Source organism: Luteimonas rhizosphaerae, assembly GCF_002849595.1.
In the GTDB taxonomy this organism is placed as follows: Bacteria; Pseudomonadota; Gammaproteobacteria; order Xanthomonadales; family Xanthomonadaceae; genus Luteimonas; species Luteimonas cellulosilyticus.
The window spans coordinates 22,975-42,769 of the sequence record NZ_NRQR01000001.1; the positions used below are offsets into that span (position 1 = coordinate 22,975).

The window sequence follows — 19,795 nt, forward strand, 5'->3', positions numbered from 1 at the left end:
CTTAGTCGGCGCCTACGAGGCCTGCATCCGCCAGAATCGCACGCGCTGGATCCAGCCTGTTCCCATATTGCTTCCAACGACCGATCGAGCTGCTGTAAAGCGGTGCGCGCACCTGAACGGCGCTCGCTGTGGACACAGGTGCCACGTTGTCCTGGAAGCGCAAACACGCGTCTTCCCACGGCAGGGCGCAATGTTCCAGCAGACGCCGTGTACAGCCGAGCTGATCATTGACGATGTCCTCGTACGCAATTTCGAGAATGCGTCCAGGCATGACGGCGCGCCAATGCGACATGATCCGATCGAACAGAACGACATAACGCGCCGTATCCAAGAGGTCGAAGGAGTAGTCGTAGTATGGCGAACTCAACGCGAACAACTGCCTGAAATTGCTCAGGCACGTATCTATCGGATCACGACGAAGACAGATCATCGCAGCGTTGGGCAGCGCTTGCGCGATGAAGCCGGCATAGAGAAAGTTGTGTGGCAGCTTGTCGATGAAACGCGCCGCCGCGCCAGTCTGCAATTGGGTACTCCGAAGGTAGGCCTCACCGAGCGCATGCCAGTCGACATTTGCGACGCGGCTGACCGTGTCTTCATCGAGAATCGGGCTCGTCCTGCTCCCTGACGCGCGCTTGCAGAGGACGCCGAAATTTTGAAGCTCTCCTGCTGACATGACTTGCGAATGACTCGACAGAATTCGATCGACGAGGGTCGTGCCTGTCCGAGGCATCCCCATGATGAAAATCGGCCGGGCACTGCCGGATCCTGTTGCCGGATGGTGGATAGACGCAACCGAATCTTCAATCGCCTGGAATAAACGCTCGTCGCGCGTCGGTTCATTCGGGAGCGTTTCGCGCCACGCGGCTTTTCCGACAGTCAGCGCCTCGAACGATGCATCTATGTTCCCCAGGTCGGCGTACTCCTTTTCCAGCGCGAGATTGAGATACAGCTTGGCGCTGCGATCTGTTCCTGCATCATGAAGAAGCGAGTGCAAACGCGGCAGGTGATTGTGTTCACTTGTCTGGCGACGCAGTTGTGCCAAACCGAGATGAGCTTTCCAATAGTCCGGCTGGAGCGATATGCAGGACTCGTACGCGGATTCCGCTTCACTCATGTTCCCGTTGAAAGTCGCTGACGTCGCAAGATTGAAGTGAAGACCTGCATGATGAGGTGCGATCCTCACTGCTCGCCGGAAGACATCAACCGCCTTCGCGTGTTCGTTGGCTTGGGTGAAGACGACCCCAATAGCGTCAAGCGTGACGGTCACCGCATCCTGGATGGCATGCGACATCGCGAGGAGTCGCGCCCATTGGGCGACATAGTCAGGGCGCTTAGGATTCAGCCTCGCCGCCCGTCCCAAATGCCGATGCGCCTGCGCCATATTGCCCTGCTGCAAGGATGCGACGCCTGCGACGAACTGGACACCTGCATGTTCGGGGGCAACATCGAAAAGCGACGATGCCAACTGCCAAGCCTTGGGCCACGCTTGTTTGTTCAGCGCGTCGACGGCAGCAGCGTATGTAGTGCGAGGATCAGCGTTCAAAATCGTTCTCTGCAGGGGGAACGGAAGCATTGTCCTCCGGCTCGGGCGCATCGACCGACGGAAACGCGATCGTCGGATACGCGGTCGGCGCCGGCATGTCGACGATCGGAATCGCGGACGTCTGCGCAGGCGTCTCGGCCGTGGGCACCGCGTCCGCGACGCGCGTGTCGGCGGGCGTCGTCACCGGGGCCTCGGCCGGCGGCATCACGCACACCGTGCAGACGCGCTCGACGGTGTAGCCCTTGGCCGCGAGCTTGTCGACGACACCGTCCTCGCCGAGCAGGTGCAGCGCGCCGACGACGACCAGGGTGTCGCCGGTTTCCTGCAGCATCTGCTCGAGCTTCGGCAGCCAGGCGTCGTTGCGTTCAGTGTTGATGCGCGCATACAGCGCGGGAAAGCGGGCGCGCATGTCGACCGCCATCTGCGCCCAGAGCGTCTCGGCGTCGCCGCTGCGCCAGGCGCTGTGGAGCCGTTCGATCTCGGCCTGGCCGGCATCGGTCTGGGTCAGCGCTTCCTGCAGCATCTGCACCTGCTCCACGCGGCCCATGCCGTCGAAGAACTCGATCTGCTGGCCCGCGGTCTCGAGGCCGGCCGTCGGCTTGCCGGCATCGGTCGCCTGACGTCCGAGATTCGCGTCGAGTCCCAGCGCGGGCTCGAGGCCGTAGCGACCCAGCTCGGTCGTCGTCAGGATCAGCGAGGCGAACCACGGCTCGAACAGCTGCAGCGTCTGCGCGCTCATGCCGAGCGCCTGCAGCCGCGGCAGGTTGGTCTGCACCCACCCGGCGAGCGCGGCCCGGGTCTCGACGGGCAGCTCGTCGTCGAGACGCGAGCCGTCGCTGCGCAGGCCCGCCTGCATCATCTGGGTCGCCAGCGTGGGCGACGCCATCTCGCCGGGCGCGAGCTCGAACACCACGTCGCCGGCGCGGGCGAGCGCCAGGTCGATATCGCCGGACAGCGGATAGTCGGTCGGCTTGAGGAAATGGAACGAGCCGAGCAGGAACAGGCTGCCGTGCTCGCCGCGGATGCGCCACAGCAGCGGCACCGGTGGCGGCGTGACGGGCACGTCGGCGATGGACAGCGCGTCGAGCGTCGGCGGCTCTCCGGCGGGCCGCTCGCCCTGCACGGCGGCGCCGACGCAGAGGCTGGCGACCAGCAGCGGGACGAAGATGACACGGCGGACGCGATCGAAACGCATGCGGACTCCTTGGAACGCGCCGGTCGACGACGCAACGGGGACGGGTCAGAGAACAGGCGGGACGTAGGCTTGCTCGCCCGCGTCGATCATCAGGTCGAGACGGTTGCCGGCAGGCGGCAACGGGCAGGTCGCGAACGGCGTGAACGCGCACGGCGGGTTGTAGGCGCGATTGAAATCCACGACCACGCGACCGTCGGCCGCGGGCGGGACAGTGTCGAGATAGCGGCCCGCGCCGTAACTGCCGTGCCCGCTGCTGCGGTCGGCGAGGATCAGGAACAGGCCGCCGGCCTCGCCTTCGAGCGCCTGCAGGGCGAAGGTCGCGCCGTCCCGCTCGAAGACGACACTCCCGGGGCTGGGCAATGCGTCCACCGTGCCGATGATATTGGCGATCTCGATGGTCGTGCCCGGCGGCGCGGGTTCGAAACGGGCCTCGATGCGCCAGTGTCGCGCGGCGGGCCAGTAGTCGAGACCGGTGAAGTGCATGCGTGTCGGCGCATCGGCATGCCGCGCGCGCAACGCCCGGCGGCCGCCGCGTTCGACGAGGGTCAGCAGACCCTTGCCGTCATCGAAGCCGAGCGTGCCGGGCGTCGGATCGTGGTCGCTGTGCAGTCGCGCGCGTCCCTTCAACGGCGCGCCATCAAGCGTGACCGCGGCGCCGCGTTCCGGGGTGAAGAACACCGCATCGCCGTCCTGTTGCAGCAGGCCCAGCTTGGCCGGTCCGAGTGCCAGCCGCAGCCCGCTGGTCGCATCGCTGCCGACGTAGTGCGCCTTGAGCTCCAGCCAGTGCAGCCCGATCAGGCTGGTCCATCCGTCCGGCGCGACGAGTTCCGCCCGACGCGCCTGTTGCCAGGTCCGCGTCTCCTCGGCGAAGGCGCGGTCGAGACGCGCCGTCTCGGCGACGTCCGCGGGCGCAGGGCCGGCGACGTCGTCGCTGCAGGCGGTGGTGGCGAGCGCGAGCAGCGCGCAGGCCATCAGGAGCACAGGCCGCATCGTCAGCGTCCCCGCAAGAACCAGCGGTCGATGTCCGCCAGCGGAAAATGCGCCCAGGTCGGGCGTCCATGGTTGCACTGGCCCGAGCGTTCGGTCGCTTCCATCTGGCGCAGCAGTGCGTTCATCTCGGGCAGCGACAGTCGCCGGTTCGCGCGCACCGCGCCATGGCAGGCCATCGTCGACAGCAGCTCGTCGCGCGCCTCGCGCACGCGGCGGCTGGCGCCGTGTTCGCGCAGGTCGGCCAGCACATCGCGCAGCAGCGCCTCGCTGTCGCCGTGTGCGAGCAACGCGGGCACCGCGCGCAACAACAGCGATTGCGGGCCGCTGCGCGACACCTCGAAGCCCAGCTCGGCCAGGGTCGCGCTTTCGCCCTCGGCGACATCGGCCTCGCGCTCGGACACCGCCACGGTCTGCGGCACCAGCAGCGGCTGCATGCGCACGCCGTCGCCGTCGTGCGCGTTCTTCAGTTTCTCGTAGCCGATGCGCTCGTGCGCGGCGTGCATGTCGATGACGATCATGCCGTCGGCGGCCTCGCTGAGGATGTAGATCCCGTGCAACTGGGCCACTGCATAGCCAAGCGGCGGCACCAGCGCATCGCCATGCGCCGGCAGTGCCGGCGCGGCGTAGCCGGTCGAAGACACCGGCCCGATCGCACCCGCGCCCTGCGACGGCGCGCCGTACAGGTTGGCGTAGGCCGCGCGCGCCTCGTCGACGCGCAGCGTGAGGTTCGACTGCGGCATCGGGCGCGCCCACGCCGGCATCGACGACGGCATGCCGTCCGTCGCCTGCGCCGGCGGCAGCGTGTCGACGCCGGAGGCCATGCCCGCGCGCGTGTCCGACAGCGCGGCATGCAGCGTGCGATAGACGAACTCATGGATCAGGCGCGCATCGCGGAACCGCACCTCGTGCTTGGCCGGATGCACGTTGACGTCGACCCGCGTCGGATCGAGTTCGAGGAACAGCACGTAGGCCGGCTGCCGGCCGTGGAACAGCACGTCGGCATAGGCCTGGCGCACCGCATGCGCGACGCTGCGGTCTCGGATCGAGCGGCCGTTGACGTACAGATACTGCTGGTCGGCGCTGGCGCGCGAATACGTCGGCTTCGCGATCCAGCCATGCAGCGCGAGCCCCGCCGCCTCGTGCCCGACGCGCAGCGCGGCGTCGGCGAAGTCCTGGCCGAGCGTCTCGCCGAGGCGCACGCCGGAGAACAGTTCCTCCTCGCCCTTGTAGCGCCGGGTCGGCTTGCCGTTGTGGCTGACGCGCAGTTCCACGTCCGGCCGCACCAGCGCCAGCGCACGCAGCCATTCCTCGATGTGCCCCAGCTCAGTGCGTTCCGCGCGCAGGAACTTGCGCCGCGCGGGCACGTTGAAGAAGAGGTCGCGGATCTCGACCGTGGTGCCACGCGGATGCGGACTCGGCGCGACCGCGCCGACCGTGCCGCCGTCGACCTGCAGCATGGCGCCGTGCGCATCGCCCTCGCGGCGCGACGTCATGGCGAACCGGCTGACCGACGCGATCGACGGCAGCGCTTCACCCCGGAACCCCAGCGTCGCGACGGCCTCGAGGTCGTCGAGCGATCCGATCTTGCTGGTCGCGTGCCGCGAGATGGCGAGCGGCAGCTCGTCGGCCGGAATGCCGCCACCGTCGTCGCGGATCCGGATCAGGCGCACGCCGCCTTCTTCGAGGTCGATGTCGATGCGGCGGGCGCCCGCATCGAGTGCGTTCTCGACCAGTTCCTTGACCACGGACGCTGGCCGCTCGACGACTTCGCCGGCGGCGATCTGGTTGATCAGGGTATCGGGCAGCTGGCGGATCGGCACGGCATCTGCGGCGCGGGCCGCTCTGGAAAAACCAGTGCCGATGATACCGGCTGCATCGCGCGACCGCGGGCGCGCCCGCGGCTACGGACTGCCGCCGCTCGCTTCGGCCGCCGCCGCGCGCGCGGCATACAGCGTGCCCGGCGGGGGCTGGCTGGTGAAGAAGGTATTGATGCCGTTCATCACCGCGGCCGCGACCCGGCGCTGGTGCGCCGGATCGAGCAGGCGCCTCTCTTCGTCCGGGTTGGAGATGAAACCGGTCTCGACCAGCATCGCCGGCATGTCGGCATTGCGCAGCACCGCGAAGTTCGCGTACTCGACGTTCGACTTGTGGGTCTTGCCGACGTTGCGCAGGCCCGACAGCACGTGACCGGCGGCATCCTGCGACGCGCGCATGTGACCGCTCTGCGCCAGATCCAGTAGCACCGACGACAGCGTGTCCTTCTCCAGCTGCACGCCGCCGACCAGGTCGGCCGTGTTCTCGCGGTCGGCCAGCCAGCGCGCCTGCTGCGACGAGGCGCCGCGCAGCGACAGCGTGTAGACCGACGATCCGTAGGCCGCGCGGTTCAAGGCCGCATCGGCATGGATCGAGACGAACATGTCCGCCTTGGCCTGGCGCGCGCGGCGTGCGCGCTGCGGCAGTTCGACGAAACTGTCGTTGTCGCGCACCAGATGCGCCCGCATGCCGGGCGTCGCGTCGATCTGGCGGGCCAGTTCCCGCGCGATCGCCAGCACCACGTGCTTTTCGTAGGTGCCGGCCGGACCGATCGCCCCCGGGTCCCGGCCGCCATGGCCGGCATCGATCGCGATGACCAGCGGCCGCATGCCGGGACCTGCGCGCAACGTCGGCGCGGGCGCGACCGCGACGGGGGCAGGCGGCGGCGCCGTCTCGACCTGTGGCGGCGTCGCGGCGACGGGTGCGGGCGCGGGTACGGCGGCAGGCACCGGTGTCGGGGTTGCAACGGCAGGTGCGGGCTGCGCCATCGAGGAGATCAGGCGCGAGGTGGCGTCGTTGGAGGCGAGCGCGGGATCCCTGGCGGGCGGCGGCGCGCCCGCGGAAGCGGAGACCGGCGCCGCTGCGGGCGCCGCGGCCGCCGCGATGCGGGCGATGGGATCGGCGTCGCCATCGCCGGGCCACTCGATGATGAGGCGCGCCCCATCGGGACCGTCCTCGCGCCGGGGCGGCGGCGCGACGGTGGCGCCCGCCAGATCGAAGACGATGCGGGTCGTGCCCGCGACGGGCTGGCCGCTGCGCACCGACTTGACGATGCCGCCCGCGCCGGACAACGCCAGGCCCGACCGCAGCCGAGTGCCGGGCAGGTCGACGACGAGGCGATCGGGATTGGACAGCGAGATGATCGCGAACTCGGCCCTGGCGTCGAATACCAGCTCGGCGCGGGTGCCGGTGGCGCCCGACTGGACCCGCACGTCGCGCAGTTCCGCGCCGTAGGCGAGGTTCCAGCACAACGCGGCCAGCAGCGCGAGCGCCAACATGGCCTGAGAGAGATTGATTCCCCGGGTTCGCATGGCCGGTAGTCAATCACCATGGTCAGGACAATGCAAGCCGGTTTTCTTTGTAAATCCGTAACCTGCAGCGGGTTCCTACGGGCTGGGTTCAGGAATGGTCGACAAACGTGAAGACGCGTCGACCTCGGCCAGCCATGCACGTCCGCTCTCGCTGGTCGGCACCAGTGTGGCGGCCCGCCCGGTCCCGGACTGGACCAGCTCGATGCGCAGATCGGCCGGCGGCAGTGCCCGGGCACCGCGTTCGGGCCACTCGATCAGCCACAGCGATGCGGCGACATCGTCGAGACCGAGGAATTCCAGTTCGCCGGCATCGCCGATCCGGTAGAGATCGAGGTGCAGCGCTTCGGCGCCGCCGGTCAGCGGATAGCGCTCGACCAGGGTGTAGGTGGGACTGCGGACCGGGCCGGTCACGCCCAGCGCGCGCAGCCAGCCGCGGGCCAGCGTCGACTTGCCGGCGCCGAGATCGCCCTGCAGGTGCACGACCGCGGACGCAGGCTGGGTCGTCGCGAGCACCTGCGCCAGGGCCTGCGTGGCCGCCTCGTCGGGCAGGACGTAGCGGCTCATGCAGCGGCCACCGGATTGGCCAGGGCGCGCAAGGCGTCGATCAGATCGCGGGGCAACAGCCCGCGCTCGCCGCCCGCGCCGGCGGCCACGTCCCCGGCCACGCCGTGCAGCAGCGCGCCGCAGACCGCCGCTTGTTCGCTGTCGAGTCCCTGGGCGCGCAATGCCGCGATGCAGCCGGTCAGCGCGTCGCCCATGCCGCCGACTGCCATGCCGGGGTTGCCGCTGGCGACCAGCCACGGCACGCCGCCGGGCACGCAGACCAGGCTGCCGGCGCCCTTGAGCACCACGACGCAAGCGAAGCGTTCGGCCAGCCGACGCACCGCGGCAGGCCGGTCGCGCTGGATGTCCGCGCTCGTGCAGTCGAGCAGACGCGCGGCTTCGCCCGGATGCGGGGTCAGGATGGTGTCCGACGGCAGCGGCATGGGCGATTGCGCCAGCAGGTTGAGCGCGTCGGCATCGAGCACCCGCGGCGTGTCGCCGGCCAGCAGTTCGGCATACAGGCCATGCGCCCATGCACCCTGCCCCAGGCCCGGGCCGATGGCGACGACGTCGACCCGATCGCGCAACGCGGCCAGTGCCGGCGCGTGGTCCGCATCGAGCGCCATCGCTTCGGGACAGCGTGTCAGCAGCGCGGCGACATGCGCGGCGCGCGTGCCGACGCTGACCAGCCCGGCGCCCGAGCGCAGCGCTGCTTCGGCCGCGAGCAGGATCGCGCCGCCCTTGCTGGTATCGCCGCCGACCAGCAGCACATGCCCCGACGTGCCCTTGTGCGCATTGCGCGCGCGCGGGGGCAGCCAGTGCGCCAGATCCGCGGCAGCGACGCGGCGCGCGGCGAGCGGAACGGTCGCGCGCGCGGCGGGCGGCACGTCGAGATCGGCCAGCGCGCACGCGCCGGCGTGGTCGACGCCGTCGCCGGTCTGCAGTCCGACTTGCGCCCCGAGGAACTGCAGCGTGCGGGTCGCGCGGACCGCGATGCCCGGCGCGCTGCCGCGATCGGCATCGAGTCCGCTGGGCACGTCGAGCGCCAGGATCGGCGCGCCCGCTGTCTGCATCGCGTCGATCACCGCATGCGCCGCCGCATCCGGCGCGCGCGTCAGCCCGATGCCGAACAGGGCATCGACGACGAGGTCGGCCGCCGGCAGGCCCGTGCCGATCGTCTCCACCTGCCCGCCTGCCGCCACGAATGCGTCGCAGGCCGCGCGGGCCAGCGGCGTGCGCGGCGCATGCGCGGCGTGGCGGCAGACCGTGATGCCGCGTCCCGCCTGCAGCGCGTGACGCGCGAGCACGTAACCATCGCCGCCGTTGTTGCCCGGGCCGCAGACGACGACGATGCGCTGCGCCTCCGCCCAGTGCGCGAGCACCGCATGCCACGCGGCGAGACCCGCGCGCGCCATCAGGATGCCGGCATCGCCGCCGAGCGCCCGGATCGCCGCCGTTTCGAGTGCGCGCAGGCCCGCGGCGTCGTACAGCGGCGTGCCGGGCGCGCGCGGCGCGTTCTGGTCGCAGGGGAGACTCATGCGGCGGATTCTATACTTGCGGCATCGTGTCCCAGACGCCGCACTCCCCCATCGATGCCATCGAGACGCCCGCCGACATCGCCGGGCGCATCAAGGCGATCGCGCGCGACATGGGCTTCCAGCGCTGCGGCATCGCCGGCATCGAACTCGGCGACGACGAGATCCATCTGCGCGACTGGCTCGCCCAGGGCCTCTACGGAACGATGGACTGGATGGCGCGCCACGGCGACCTGCGCGCCCGCCCCGACGCGCTGTTGCCCGGCACGCTGCGGGTGATCTCGGTCGGACTGGACTACGGTCGCAACGACGACGACAGCGCATGGCAGACGCTCGCCGACGGCAGCCGCGCCTACGTCGCGCGCTATGCGCTCGGTCGCGACTATCACAAGCTGATGCGGCAGCGCCTGCAGAAATTCGCGCACCGGATCCAGGACGAGATCGGCCCCTTCGGCCATCGCGTGTTCGTCGATTCGGCGCCCGTGCTGGAGCGTGCGCTCGCGCGCAACGCGGGACTCGGCTGGATCGGCAAGCACACCTGCCTGATCGACCGGAACGGCGGCTCGTGGTTCTTCCTCGGCGAGATCTACGTCGATGTCGCGCTGCCGGTGGATCCGCCGGCGAGCGCCCACTGCGGTACGTGCGTGCGCTGCATCGAGGTCTGCCCGACGCGCGCGATCGTCGCGCCGCACCGGCTGGATGCGCGGCGTTGCATCGCCTATCTGACGATCGAGCACGAAGGCGCGATCGATGCCTCGCTGCGGCCGCTGATCGGCAACCGGATCTTCGGCTGCGACGACTGCCAGCTGGTGTGCCCATGGAACAAGTTCGCCAAGCGCCACGACGAACCCGATTTCCGCGCACGCAACGCCCTCGATACCGCGTCGCTGGCGGACCTGTTCGCCTGGGACGAGGACGAGTTCCTGCAGCGCACCGAGGGCTCGCCGATTCGCCGCAGCGGGCACCGCCGCTGGCTGCGCAACCTCGCGATCGCGCTGGGCAACGCGCCGACGACACCCGAGACGACGGCGGCGCTGCGCGCGCGCCAGCACTCGGGCGATGCGCTGGTCGACGAGCACGTCGAGTGGGCGCTGCGCCGCCACGGGCTGGAGTGAACCCGGACTGTCGGCAGTGCCTGCGCAAACAGGTCGCAGCTGCAACTCGATGTCGAAGCGAAAGAACTGGAAGAGCGTGCTCGCGCGCGACAGGTCTCGACGACGGAGGTTGATCGCGCGCGCTCCGACACGGGCGGCGCGACGCCTGCATCGGTCGCGCGCTTCAAGCCAACGGAGACGACGGGTTCGACACCCCGCCTGACGTCAACCCGTGCGCGGCCCCGGCGTGTCGACCACGCGGGCCATCAGCAGGACATCGACGAAGACGCCGTCGCGCAACGCGTACTGCCGCGCCACGCCTTCCTCGACGAACCCGTGGCGCGCATACAGCGCGATCGCCGGCGCGTTGTCGGTGTAGACCTCCAGCTCCAGCCTGCGCACACAGTGCCAGCGCTCGGCGGTGTCGATCACCGCGCGTAACAGCGCCGTGCCGACACCGGTGCGGTGCCGCGACTGCCGCACGGCCATGCCAAGGTTCGCGGCGTGCCGCCGACGCGGGTTTTGGAACACGTCGAACCCGGCGGCACCGACGACCGTGCCCGCCTCCTCGGCCACCAGCTGCACGGTGTGGCACGGCAGGTCGGCGAGTCGGCGGGCCCACTCGGCCTGCGAGGGATACGGCGACTGCAGCGTGCCGCCATAGGCCGCGGCCTCGGAAAACAGCGCGTGCAGGCCTGGCGCATCCGCCGGCTCGGCCGCGCGGATGCACACGGCACTGCGCACCCGTCAGGCGCGTCCGGCGCGCGCGTGGATCTCGTCGAGAAGCGCGCGCGTGACCGGATCCGACACGGTCGCATCGCCGCCCTGCACCGCCGGCAGCAGTTCGCCCGCGATGCGCTTGCCCAGCTCCACGCCCCACTGGTCGAAGGCGTTGATGCCCCACAGCACCGACTGCACGTAGACGCTGTGCTCGTACAGCGCGACCAGCGCGCCGAACGCGCGCGGCGTCAGCGTGTCGAGCAAAAACAGCGTCGACGGGCGGTTGCCCGGATAGGCCTTCTGCGGATCGTCCGCCGCATGACCGTTGGCCAGCGCCTCGGTCTGCGCCAGCAGGTTCGACAGCAGCGCCGCGTGGTTCTCGGCATAGGGATGCGCCGGCGTCACCACGCCGATGAAATCCGCAGGTACGGTCTGGGTGCCCTGGTGCAGCGCCTGGAAGAAGCTGTGCTGCGAATTGGTGCCCGGCCCGCCCCACAGCACGGGAACGGTATCGACGCCCGCGGGCGCGCCGTCGGGCGTGACCGACTTGCCCAGGCTTTCCATGACCAGCTGCTGCAGGTATGCGGGCAGCAGCGCGAGGCGCTCGTCGTAGGGCAGCACCGCCTGCGTCTGGAGGCCGAGCGCGTTGCGGTTCCAGACACCGGTCAGCGCATGCAGCACCGGCAGGTTGGCCTCGAGCGGCGCCTCGAGCACGTGCGCGTCCATGTCGGCCGCGCCGGCGAGCAAGGCGTCGAAGCCGTCGACCCCGATCGCCAGTGCGATCGAGAAGCCGACAGCCGACCACAGTGAGTACCGGCCGCCGACCCAGTCCCACATCGGCAGCACGCGCTCGGGCGCGACGCCGAATGCTTCGGCCCTCGGCACGTTGGCGCTGACCGCGTAGAGCCGGTCGCTGCCGCCGAGCCAGTCACGCACCACCGCGCCGTTGAGCAGGGTCTCCTGGGTGCCGAAGGTCTTGGACACGAGGATCGCCGCGGTGTGCGCGGGATCGAGTTGCTTGAGCAGATGCTGGGCGTCGCTGCCGTCGACGTTGGTCAGGAAATGCACGCGGAAGCGGCCGGTGCCGAAATCCTTCAGCGCATCGACGACCAGGCGCGGGCCGAGGTCCGACCCGCCGATGCCGACGTTGACGATGTCGGTGACGTCCGAGGCCTCGAGTCCGGCGACCAGCTGCGCCATGCGGGCGCGGGCTTCGCGCGCCTGCGCCGACGCATCGCGGGCGATGGCCGTCGTCGACAGCGACGCGCGCAGCGCGACATGCAGGGCCGGACGCCCTTCGGAGGTGTTGACGGTCTCGCCGTCGAACAAGGCGCGCAGCGCACCGGGCACACCGCCATCGCGTGCGAGTTGCAGCAGCGCATCGCGCGCACCGGCATCCACGCGCTGGCGCGCGAAGCTGGCGTAGAGGCCACCGACGCGCAGCGCGCTGGTCTGCGGCCGCGCCGGATCGGCGGCGACGAGGTCGGCGATGCGCGCCTGGGCGAGGCGCGCGGCATGCGGCGCCAGCGTGGAGTCGATCCGCTGCGCCGCCGTCGCCATCAGGCGGCCTGCGCCGGGATGGCGTCGTTGGTGTGGGTCATCCGGTTCTGCCGGTCGACGTAGACCAGCTTCGGCTTGAACTTGGCGACCTCCGCCTCGTCCAGCGCGCCGTAGGCGCAGATGATCACCAGATCCCCGACGCCGGCCTTGTGCGCGGCCGCGCCGTTGACCGAGATGATGCCGCTGCCGACTTCGGCGCGGATCGCGTAGGTCGCGAAGCGCTCGCCGTTGTTGATGTTGTAGATCTCGATGCGCTCGTATTCCCGGATGCCGGACATGTCGAGCAGGCGGCCGTCGATCGCACACGAGCCTTCGTAGTGCAGCTCGGCGTGGGTCACGGACGCACGGTGGATCTTGGCTTTGAGCAGGGTCAGTTGCATGGCATCGCGGCCGGATCTCGGCGGTCTGGCGGGAGAGCCCCGCAGGAGGCGGAAAGTATAGGGTCGATATTCCGCATCGCAACATGCTGCCGGCCCGCACGCCGGCAGGATTCAGCGACCGCGGCGGCCGCGATCAGAAGCTGAATTCGAGGTTGTCGATGAGGCGCGTGCTACCGATCCGCGCGGCGACCAGGACCACGCCCTCGCGCGTGCCGGGATCGAATGCGGCCAGGTCCGGCGCGCGCACGGCCACGTAGTCGACGTCGAACCCGGCAGCGCGCAGGCGCTCCCCGGCAGCGGCTTCAACGGTCGCGGGCGCATCGCCGCGGGCCAGTGCATCGCGGGCCGCCAGCAGGCTGCGATGAAGATCGGGCGCGGCCGCGCGCTGCGTCGCATCCAGGTACTGGTTGCGCGAACTCAAGGCCAGCCCGTCCGGCGCGCGCGCGATCGCGACCGGCAGCAGTTCGACCGGGAACGCGAGATCGCGCACCAGATGGGCGATCACCGCCAGTTGCTGGTAGTCTTTGCGGCCGAACGCGGCGACATCGGGCTGGACCTGGTGGAACAGCCGCGTGACCACGGTCGCGACGCCATCGAAATGCCCCGGCCGATGCGCGCCGTCCAGCACCGCGGTCACGCCGGGCACGCGGACCTGCACCACCTGTGCCAGGCCCAGCGGATACATCGTCGCCACCGATGGCTGCCACACCAGGTCGCAGCCCGCGGCGTCGAGACCGGCCGCATCCGCCTCGGGCGTGCGCGGGTACCGGTCGAAATCCTCGTGCGGCCCGAACTGCGTCGGATTGACGAAGATGCTGGCGACGACGCGATCGACGCGTGCGCGCAGCGCCTCGACCAGCGAGAAATGGCCGGCGTGCAGGTTGCCCATCGTCGGCACCAGGCCGACGCGCAGGCCTTCGCGCCTCCACTGCGTCACGCGCGCGCGCAGCAGGGACAGGTCGTCGACGGTTTCGATCATGGATTCGGCAATCGAGGGAGAGACGGAGACGCCGGCGCGGCGCTCAGCTGTAGGAATGCTGCTCGGACGGGAACGTGCCATCGCGCACCGCATCGATGTAGGCGCGCACCGCGCCATCCACCGACCCGCCGGTGGCGAGAAAATCGCGGACGAACTTCGGCCGGCGATGTCCGCTGTCGAGACCGAGCAGATCGTGCAGCACCAGCACCTGGCCATCGCAGCCCAGCCCGGCGCCGATACCGATCGTCGGCACCGGCGAAGCTGCGGTGATCGCGCTGGCGAGCGCCGCCGGCACACCTTCGAGCACCAGCAGCGCGACACCCGCGTCGGCGACGGCCTGCGCTTCTTCGCGCAGTGCCCGCGCGGCGGCGTCACCGCGGCCCTGCACCTTGAAGCCGCCGAAGCGCAGCACCGATTGCGGCGTCAGCCCGAGGTGCGCGCAGACGGGAATCTCGCGCGCGACCAGGAACCGGATCACGTCGAGCTTGTGCGGGCCCGCGCCTTCCAGCTTGACCATGCCGGCACCGGCCTGCAGCAGACGCGTCGACGCCGCGAGCGCGAGTTCCGGCGTCGCGTCCGACTGGAACGGCAGGTCCGCGACGACCAGCGCGCGGCGCGTGGCGCGTGCCACGCAGGCCGTGTGGTAGGCGATGTCGTCGACCGTGACCGGCAACGTCGAGCCATGCCCCTGCACCACCATGCCGAGCGAGTCGCCGACCAGCAGCAGGTCGATGCCGGCGATGTCGCTGACCCGCGCGAAGCCCGCGTCGTAGGCGGTCAGCATCGTCAGCTTGCGCCCGGCGTCGCGGGCGGCGAACAGCGCGGGTACGGTGACCGGCGCGTCATTGGAAGGCATGCTCATGTGCCTAGTGTCGCATCACGCGCGCGTGCCCGGCAGCGTCCGCCGCGGGCCGTGACCGTCATCGCACCGGTTCGATCGCCGCAGGCGCCAGGCCGGCCAGCGCAGTGGATGCGGGCCCGATGCCGGGAATCACGATGTCCGGCGCGATGTCCAGCAGCGGCACGAGCGCGAATGCGCGCTGGTGCAGGTGCGGATGCGGCACGGTCAGTCCCGGTAATGCAACGACCTGCGCGCCGTACAGCAGCAGGTCCAGATCCAGCGTGCGCGGCCCCCAGCGGTCGTCGCAGGACGCGTCGCGGACGCGGCCGAATTGCAGCTCGATCGCCAGCAGCGCATGGAGCAGGTCGCGTGGCGCGAGCGTGGTGTCGAATGCCGCGACCGCATTGACGAAGTCGGGCTGGTCGACCCGGCCCCAGGCCGGTGTGCGGTACAGCGGCGACAGGACGAAGTCGCGCGCGTCCGGCAACCCGGCCAGTGCACCGGCCGCGGCGCGCAGCGTCGCGACGGCATCGCCGACATTGCCGCCCAGACCGACGAACACGCGCTGCACGCGTGCGGCTTCCATCGTGGCCCGTCGCTCAGCCGCCGGCGGGACGTCGGCGACGACGCCGACGTCGGGGCGCCTCGCCATCGCCTTCGCCGGCCTCGTCGTCGGCCGGAAACAGCGCGATCGCGTGGTCCGGATCGTCCTGCGCCTCGGTCCAGAACGCGACGTCGGCCGCATGCTCGTCGGATGCGGCCTCGCGCAGCACGAGAAAATCGAACGCGGCGCGGAAACGCGGATGCGACAGCGTGCGCGTCACGCGCTTGCGCTGGCGCTGCGGGAAGCGCGCCTGCAGCAGCCAGATCTCCTGCATCGGCAGCGAGAAGCGACGCGGCAGCGCGATCGTCGACAGCTGGTGCACCGTGACCCGGTCCGCGGCGCGGCGCTGCGCGTCGACCAGTTGCACGCCCTCGGCCTGCAGCTTCATCAGCGTGCGGCAGTAGGCCGGCCACAACAGGGTCGCGAACAGGAACGCGGGCGAGACCGGATCGCCGGCCTGCACGCGTGCGTCGGTGGAGCGCAGGCCGGCGACGACCATCGCCCGCAGCGCGCCGCTGCGGTTCGACGCCAGTGCGGCCGCGGACTCGGGAAACAGCGCGCCGAGCAGGCCGTGCTGCTGCAGCGCCTCGAAGCTGGCGACCGCATGGCCCGACAGGAACAGCTTCAGACATTCCTCGAACAGCCGCGCAGGCGCGGCCTCGCCGAGCAGCGACGCGAGCCGGGGAATCGGCTCCGCAGTGCCGGGATCGATCGTGAAACCGAGCTTGGCCGACAGCCGCACCGCGCGCAGCATCCGCACCGGATCCTCGCGGTAGCGCGTGTCGGGATCGCCGATCAGGCGCAGCACCCGGTTCTGTACATCCTCGAAGCCGCCGGTGTAATCGCGCACCGAGAAATCGGCGATGCCGTAATACAACGCGTTGGCGGTGAAGTCGCGGCGGATCGCATCGTCCTCGACCGTGCCGTAGACATTGTCGCGCAGCAGGCGCCCGCCCTCGTGCAGCTCGCGGTCGCCGCTGCCGTCGTCGACGTTGGCGCGGAAGGTCGCGACCTCGATGATCTCCCGGCCGAACACGACGTGCGCCAGACGGAACCGGCGGCCGATCAGGCGGCAATTGCGGAACAGCGCCTTGACCTGTTCGGGCGTCGCATCGGTCGCGATGTCGAAATCCTTGGGGGCCAGCCCGACCAGGACGTCGCGGACGGCGCCGCCGACCAGATACCCCTGGTGACCGGCTTCGTGCAGCCGGTAGAGCACGCGCAGTGCGTTCTGGCTGATCTGCCGGCGGGAGATCGTGTGCTGGTCTCGTGGAATGGTCCGCAGCTCGGCGGCCGGAAGAGACGGAATGTGATTCGGCATCAAGTGGAAAAATTTCCTGTCCGGCCCCTGCTTCGGGGCTCGTATCGTTGCTATACTAGCAAGCTGCACGCACCTGACGATGCCTGCAGCCGGTCGTCCAGCCGGTGCCGCTCCGGCGGTAACGCACTCGCTCCCTTCGTCTAGAGGCCTAGGACGTGGCCCTCTCAAGGCTAAAACACGGGTTCGAATCCCGTAGGGAGCACCATTTCAGGCAACAGGCCCGCCGCGCAAGCTGCGGGCCTGTTGCGTTTCGGGGGCCCGCATCCCAGCGTGGTCGTCGTGGGCCGAAACGGCCCTGCACTCCGGCGCTGCCGGCCGCCGCACGTCGAGACCGTCCGTCCGCGACGGGCGCATGCACGCAATGCCCGCCTGCGTCCGCCCTCTTTCGACGCCCGCCGCTTCGACGCCTGCGGCACAAATGCGAACACTTCGCACGCCGCGCGGGCCGCTGCCTTAAACTGCGCCCAGCATTCGCCCGTACGAAGATTCCATGCCCTTTGTCGTTACCGAAAACTGCATCAAGTGCAAGTACACCGACTGTGTCGAGGTCTGCCCGGTCGACTGCTTCCATGAAGGCCCGAACTTCCTGGTCATCGACCCCGACGAGTGCATCGACTGCACCCTGTGCGAGCCCGAATGTCCGATCAATGCGATCTATCCCGAAGACGACGTGCCCGCCGGGCAGGAAGCCTTCGTCGCGTTGAACGCCGAGCTGTCGCGCGACTGGCCGGTCATCACGACCCGCAAGGACGCGCTGGCCGACGCAAAGGAGTGGGAGAACAAGCCGGACAAGCTGCCGCTGCTCGAACGCTGACGGCCGCGACCGGTTGCAGACATGAAAACGGGCGCCGAGGCGCCCGTTTCCGTGTCCAGCGGTCGCGTGTCGACGTCAGTCGGCGAGCGCCGCCTGCACCGCGGCGAGCAGGCGCGTCGGGGCGTCGCCGGTCGCCGCCTGGCCGCGCGGATCCACCGCCGACACGAACGTGCCGCCGTCCTGGGCCGGGGTCACGCGCAGCAGGAACTGGCTGCCCGCGTACTGCACGTCGTAGGTGCCGACGATCTGCGCGCGGCTGGTGACCGTGACGCCGTCGGTCGCTTCGAGCGCCTGGCCGACACGCGCGAACACCGCGTCGCGTTCGCCCTGCACCGCAAAGCCGTTGGCCGTGCCCGCGACCGCAGGCCCGGTCGTCGAGCGCGTGACCGAGCCGCCGGTCGGCGGCAGCGCGATCCCGCCTTCGGTGCGCGGCAGGTCGAGATCCGGCGGGACCTCCAGCGGACGGGTCTCGGGGCTCTGTGCGTAGAGCTCGTTTTCTTTCTTGAACCAGCGGCAGCCGCTGGCACCCACGACCGCAACGGCCAGACAGGCGATGGCGACGTAACGGAGGGGGGAATTCGATGAACGCATCAGTGGAGTACTCCTGCAGGAATCAGGCGGCGCGCAGCGCACGACAGGACCGTTCGAGGTCCGCCGCCGCCTGCGTCGCATCGTCGGCCAGCGCGAGGTGCGCGTCGGCCAGGGAAGTCAGCGGCAACCGCAGGCCGTGGCCGAAGCCCTGCCGCGCGAGCACCGCCTTGACCGGGATCGGATTGGATTCGATGCCGGCGAATGCGTAGAGCGACTGCAACCGCGCGTCCCAGTCCAGCGTCTCGTCGGCGCGACCGGCACGCGCGAGATCGCACAGACGACGGAACGCCGCGGGAATCATGTTCGAGACCACCGCGATCACGCCGTCGGCGCCCGCGAGCATCGCACGCGCAGCGGTCGGATCGTCGCCGCTCAGCACCGCGAAACCGGCATCGCGCAGCACCAGCAGGGCCTGCATCCGGTCCTCGCCGTTGTGCGCTTCCTTGATGCCGACGATGCGCGGATGCGCGGCCAGCGCCGCGACGGTCTCCGGCAGCAGGTCACAACCGGTGCGGCCCGGCACGTTGTAGAGCAGCACCGGCAACGCGCCGTCATCGGCGATCGCGCGGTAGTGCGCCAGCAGTCCGGTCTGCGTAGGTCGCACGTACGGCGGCGTCACCACCAGCGCCACATCGGCGCCCAGCGCCGCCGCGGCGCGGGTCTGCGCGATCGTCTTGCCGGTCCCCGACAGTCCGGTGCCGGCCAGTACCGGCACCCGACCCGCGACGATGCGCACCGCCGCGCGGAGGATCTCGGCGTATTCATCGTCCGACAGCGTCGCCGCTTCCCCGGTCGATCCGGCGACCCCCAGCCCTTGCGTGCCCGCCTCGAGCTGCGCGTCCACCAGGCGTTTCCACGCCGCGTGATCCACGGCGCCGGTGTCGGTGAAGGGCGTGGCGAGGGCGGTGATGCTGCCGGTCAATCGCAAGGTCGTGGGGTCCGGTGAGCGGCACGCCGGCGCGACCGCGCTGGGCGGACGAACGGGCGAACAGCGGGTTTTTTGCGGGAAATGCGCGTCGATGTTACTTGCGGCCACGAAGCGCGGGCAAGTATGCTGACCGCGGCTTCCGGTCCGAGACCGGGTCGCCGTTCACCCAGTTCCCGTCACCACGACGTGGACGACCAGATTTCCGCCGCGGACGCCCCCTTGACCGACTCCGATACAGACACCGCTTCCCGGCCTTCGCCGAACGAGAACTACCTGCTGATCAATGCCTACACCACGCATCCGGCATCGCCGCTGCTGTCGGTGTCGCGGCGTATCGCGGACAGTGGCTGCAACCTGGTGGACACCCGGCTGTCCACCGTCGGCCGCGATGTCTCGGTGACCGCGCTGGCCAACGGCCCGTGGGACGCGGTGGCGAAGCTCGAAGCGATGCTGACGCGGCTCGAACGCGAGGAAGACCTCAAGCTGGTCTGGTACCGCACCGGCCCCAAGCCCGTGCAGTCGAATCTGCTGCCCTACGTGGTCGAAGTCGTGGCCGCCGACAAGCCGGGCATCCTGTTCCAGCTGGCCGACTTCTTCGACCGCCAGGGCATCACCATCGAGAGCCTGCATTCGTCGCGCTACCGCGCCATGCAGACGGGCGCCGACATGTTCTCGGCGCAGGTCACGATCGGCATTCCGGCGAACATGCACATCGCCGCGCTGCGCGATGATTTCCTCGAGTTCTGCGATCACCTGAACCTCGACGCGATCATGGACCCGATGAAGTTCTGACGATGCACGATGGCGCTTGCG

At 70.0% G+C, this 19,795-nt stretch carries 19 protein-coding genes and 1 tRNA gene; 4 read left to right on the forward strand and 16 right to left on the reverse strand.

The window, feature by feature from the left end:
- Position 1 precedes the first annotated feature (1 nt).
- From CJ022_RS00110 to CJ022_RS00140, 7 genes are all read right to left on the reverse strand, one after another.
- Positions 2 to 1,543: a sulfotransferase family protein gene (locus CJ022_RS00110; protein WP_233198527.1), complete on the reverse strand. Its 1,542-nt coding sequence runs from the start codon at positions 1,541 to 1,543 to the stop codon at positions 2 to 4.
- Positions 1,533 to 2,738 carry a TraB/GumN family protein gene (locus tag CJ022_RS00115; RefSeq protein WP_101924695.1) on the reverse strand — a complete coding sequence of 402 codons (1,206 nt, stop codon included), beginning with the start codon at positions 2,736 to 2,738 and terminating at the stop codon, positions 1,533 to 1,535. Before CJ022_RS00115 ends, CJ022_RS00110 begins: the two co-directional genes overlap by 11 nt.
- 45 nt (positions 2,739 to 2,783) lie before the next feature.
- Complete coding sequence (locus CJ022_RS00120; RefSeq protein WP_233198528.1) at positions 2,784 to 3,728, reverse strand: DUF1684 domain-containing protein; 945 nt, start codon at positions 3,726 to 3,728, stop codon at positions 2,784 to 2,786.
- 2 nt (positions 3,729 to 3,730) lie between these two features.
- Entirely contained in the window at positions 3,731 to 5,548 is a 1,818-nt protein-coding gene (mutL, locus tag CJ022_RS00125) for a DNA mismatch repair endonuclease MutL (protein ID WP_101924696.1), read from the reverse strand.
- Positions 5,549 to 5,629: 81 nt separating this feature from the next.
- Entirely contained in the window at positions 5,630 to 7,039 is a 1,410-nt protein-coding gene (locus CJ022_RS00130; RefSeq protein WP_101924697.1) for an N-acetylmuramoyl-L-alanine amidase, read from the reverse strand.
- Positions 7,040 to 7,147: 108 nt separating this feature from the next.
- Entirely contained in the window at positions 7,148 to 7,636 is a 489-nt protein-coding gene (tsaE, locus tag CJ022_RS00135) for a tRNA (adenosine(37)-N6)-threonylcarbamoyltransferase complex ATPase subunit type 1 TsaE (protein ID WP_101924698.1), read from the reverse strand.
- Positions 7,633 to 9,153: an NAD(P)H-hydrate dehydratase gene (locus CJ022_RS00140; protein ID WP_101924699.1), complete on the reverse strand. Its 1,521-nt coding sequence runs from the start codon at positions 9,151 to 9,153 to the stop codon at positions 7,633 to 7,635. The genes tsaE and CJ022_RS00140 overlap by 4 nt, the downstream gene beginning before the upstream one ends.
- Before the next feature lie 50 nt (positions 9,154 to 9,203).
- Here CJ022_RS00140 and queG point away from each other — a divergent pair, with 50 nt between their 5' ends.
- Positions 9,204 to 10,265 carry a tRNA epoxyqueuosine(34) reductase QueG gene (gene queG, locus CJ022_RS00145; RefSeq protein ID WP_233198535.1) on the forward strand — a complete coding sequence of 354 codons (1,062 nt, stop codon included), beginning with the start codon at positions 9,204 to 9,206 and terminating at the stop codon, positions 10,263 to 10,265.
- 204 nt (positions 10,266 to 10,469) lie between these two features.
- Here queG and CJ022_RS00150 read toward each other — a convergent pair whose 3' ends face one another.
- The 7 genes from CJ022_RS00150 to pcnB form a co-directional block, all read right to left on the reverse strand.
- Entirely contained in the window at positions 10,470 to 10,988 is a 519-nt protein-coding gene (locus CJ022_RS00150) for a GNAT family N-acetyltransferase (protein ID WP_199171389.1), read from the reverse strand.
- A 3-nt stretch (positions 10,989 to 10,991) separates the two neighbouring features.
- Positions 10,992 to 12,524, reverse strand: a complete 1,533-nt coding sequence (gene pgi, locus CJ022_RS00155; RefSeq protein WP_101924700.1) for a glucose-6-phosphate isomerase — start codon at positions 12,522 to 12,524, stop codon at positions 10,992 to 10,994.
- Positions 12,524 to 12,904, reverse strand: a complete 381-nt coding sequence (gene panD, locus CJ022_RS00160; RefSeq protein WP_101924701.1) for an aspartate 1-decarboxylase — start codon at positions 12,902 to 12,904, stop codon at positions 12,524 to 12,526. The genes pgi and panD overlap by 1 nt, the downstream gene beginning before the upstream one ends.
- A 133-nt stretch (positions 12,905 to 13,037) precedes the next feature.
- Positions 13,038 to 13,883, reverse strand: coding sequence for a pantoate--beta-alanine ligase (gene panC, locus CJ022_RS00165; RefSeq protein ID WP_101924702.1), 846 nt, complete (start codon positions 13,881 to 13,883; stop codon positions 13,038 to 13,040).
- A 43-nt stretch (positions 13,884 to 13,926) separates the two neighbouring features.
- The gene (gene panB, locus CJ022_RS00170; protein WP_101924703.1) at positions 13,927 to 14,745 is read right to left on the reverse strand and encodes a 3-methyl-2-oxobutanoate hydroxymethyltransferase; all 819 of its coding nucleotides are present in this window, start codon (positions 14,743 to 14,745) and stop codon (positions 13,927 to 13,929) included.
- A 58-nt stretch (positions 14,746 to 14,803) separates the two neighbouring features.
- Complete coding sequence (folK, locus tag CJ022_RS00175) at positions 14,804 to 15,295, reverse strand: 2-amino-4-hydroxy-6-hydroxymethyldihydropteridine diphosphokinase (RefSeq protein ID WP_101924749.1); 492 nt, start codon at positions 15,293 to 15,295, stop codon at positions 14,804 to 14,806.
- A 28-nt stretch (positions 15,296 to 15,323) separates the two neighbouring features.
- Complete coding sequence (gene pcnB, locus CJ022_RS00180) at positions 15,324 to 16,649, reverse strand: polynucleotide adenylyltransferase PcnB (RefSeq protein ID WP_101924704.1); 1,326 nt, start codon at positions 16,647 to 16,649, stop codon at positions 15,324 to 15,326.
- A gap of 129 nt (positions 16,650 to 16,778) precedes the next feature.
- Here pcnB and CJ022_RS00185 point away from each other — a divergent pair.
- Positions 16,779 to 16,854: transfer RNA gene (locus tag CJ022_RS00185), tRNA-Glu, on the forward strand.
- A gap of 285 nt (positions 16,855 to 17,139) precedes the next feature.
- Positions 17,140 to 17,463 (forward strand): ferredoxin FdxA, encoded by a 324-nt coding sequence (gene fdxA / locus CJ022_RS00190; protein ID WP_101924705.1) that lies wholly within the window; start codon positions 17,140 to 17,142, stop codon positions 17,461 to 17,463.
- Positions 17,464 to 17,538: 75 nt separating this feature from the next.
- Here fdxA and CJ022_RS00195 read toward each other — a convergent pair whose 3' ends face one another.
- Together CJ022_RS00195 and dapA are read right to left on the reverse strand one after the other, a co-directional pair.
- On the reverse strand, positions 17,539 to 18,054 hold the full coding sequence (locus tag CJ022_RS00195; protein ID WP_101924706.1) for a hypothetical protein: 516 nt from the start codon (positions 18,052 to 18,054) through the stop codon (positions 17,539 to 17,541).
- Between the two features lie 22 nt (positions 18,055 to 18,076).
- A complete protein-coding gene (gene dapA / locus CJ022_RS00200) occupies positions 18,077 to 18,982 on the reverse strand; it encodes a 4-hydroxy-tetrahydrodipicolinate synthase (RefSeq protein WP_101924707.1) in 906 nt (301 codons plus the stop codon).
- A gap of 219 nt (positions 18,983 to 19,201) precedes the next feature.
- Between dapA and CJ022_RS00205 the strand changes: the two genes are divergently transcribed.
- A complete protein-coding gene (locus tag CJ022_RS00205) occupies positions 19,202 to 19,774 on the forward strand; it encodes a glycine cleavage system protein R (protein WP_458351487.1) in 573 nt (190 codons plus the stop codon).
- The last annotated feature ends 21 nt before the right edge of the window (positions 19,775 to 19,795 follow it).

What these genes read in the sequence shown, in the direction of transcription:
- panD (WP_101924701.1), bottom strand. Translation starts at nt 12,904, where the DNA reads ATGCAACTGACCCTGCTCAAAGCCAAGATCCACCGTGCGTCCGTGACC.
- CJ022_RS00120 (WP_233198528.1), bottom strand. Translation starts at nt 3,728, where the DNA reads ATGCGGCCTGTGCTCCTGATGGCCTGCGCGCTGCTCGCGCTCGCCACC.
- pcnB (WP_101924704.1), bottom strand. Translation starts at nt 16,649, where the DNA reads ATGCCGAATCACATTCCGTCTCTTCCGGCCGCCGAGCTGCGGACCATT.
- panC (WP_101924702.1), bottom strand. Translation starts at nt 13,883, where the DNA reads ATGATCGAAACCGTCGACGACCTGTCCCTGCTGCGCGCGCGCGTGACG.
- tsaE (WP_101924698.1), bottom strand. Translation starts at nt 7,636, where the DNA reads ATGAGCCGCTACGTCCTGCCCGACGAGGCGGCCACGCAGGCCCTGGCG.
- CJ022_RS00195 (WP_101924706.1), bottom strand. Translation starts at nt 18,054, where the DNA reads ATGCGTTCATCGAATTCCCCCCTCCGTTACGTCGCCATCGCCTGTCTG.
- fdxA (WP_101924705.1), top strand. Translation starts at nt 17,140, where the DNA reads ATGCCCTTTGTCGTTACCGAAAACTGCATCAAGTGCAAGTACACCGAC.
- CJ022_RS00140 (WP_101924699.1), bottom strand. Translation starts at nt 9,153, where the DNA reads ATGAGTCTCCCCTGCGACCAGAACGCGCCGCGCGCGCCCGGCACGCCG.
- pgi (WP_101924700.1), bottom strand. Translation starts at nt 12,524, where the DNA reads ATGGCGACGGCGGCGCAGCGGATCGACTCCACGCTGGCGCCGCATGCC.
- CJ022_RS00130 (WP_101924697.1), bottom strand. Translation starts at nt 7,039, where the DNA reads ATGTTGGCGCTCGCGCTGCTGGCCGCGTTGTGCTGGAACCTCGCCTAC.
- CJ022_RS00115 (WP_101924695.1), bottom strand. Translation starts at nt 2,738, where the DNA reads ATGCGTTTCGATCGCGTCCGCCGTGTCATCTTCGTCCCGCTGCTGGTC.
- panB (WP_101924703.1), bottom strand. Translation starts at nt 14,745, where the DNA reads ATGAGCATGCCTTCCAATGACGCGCCGGTCACCGTACCCGCGCTGTTC.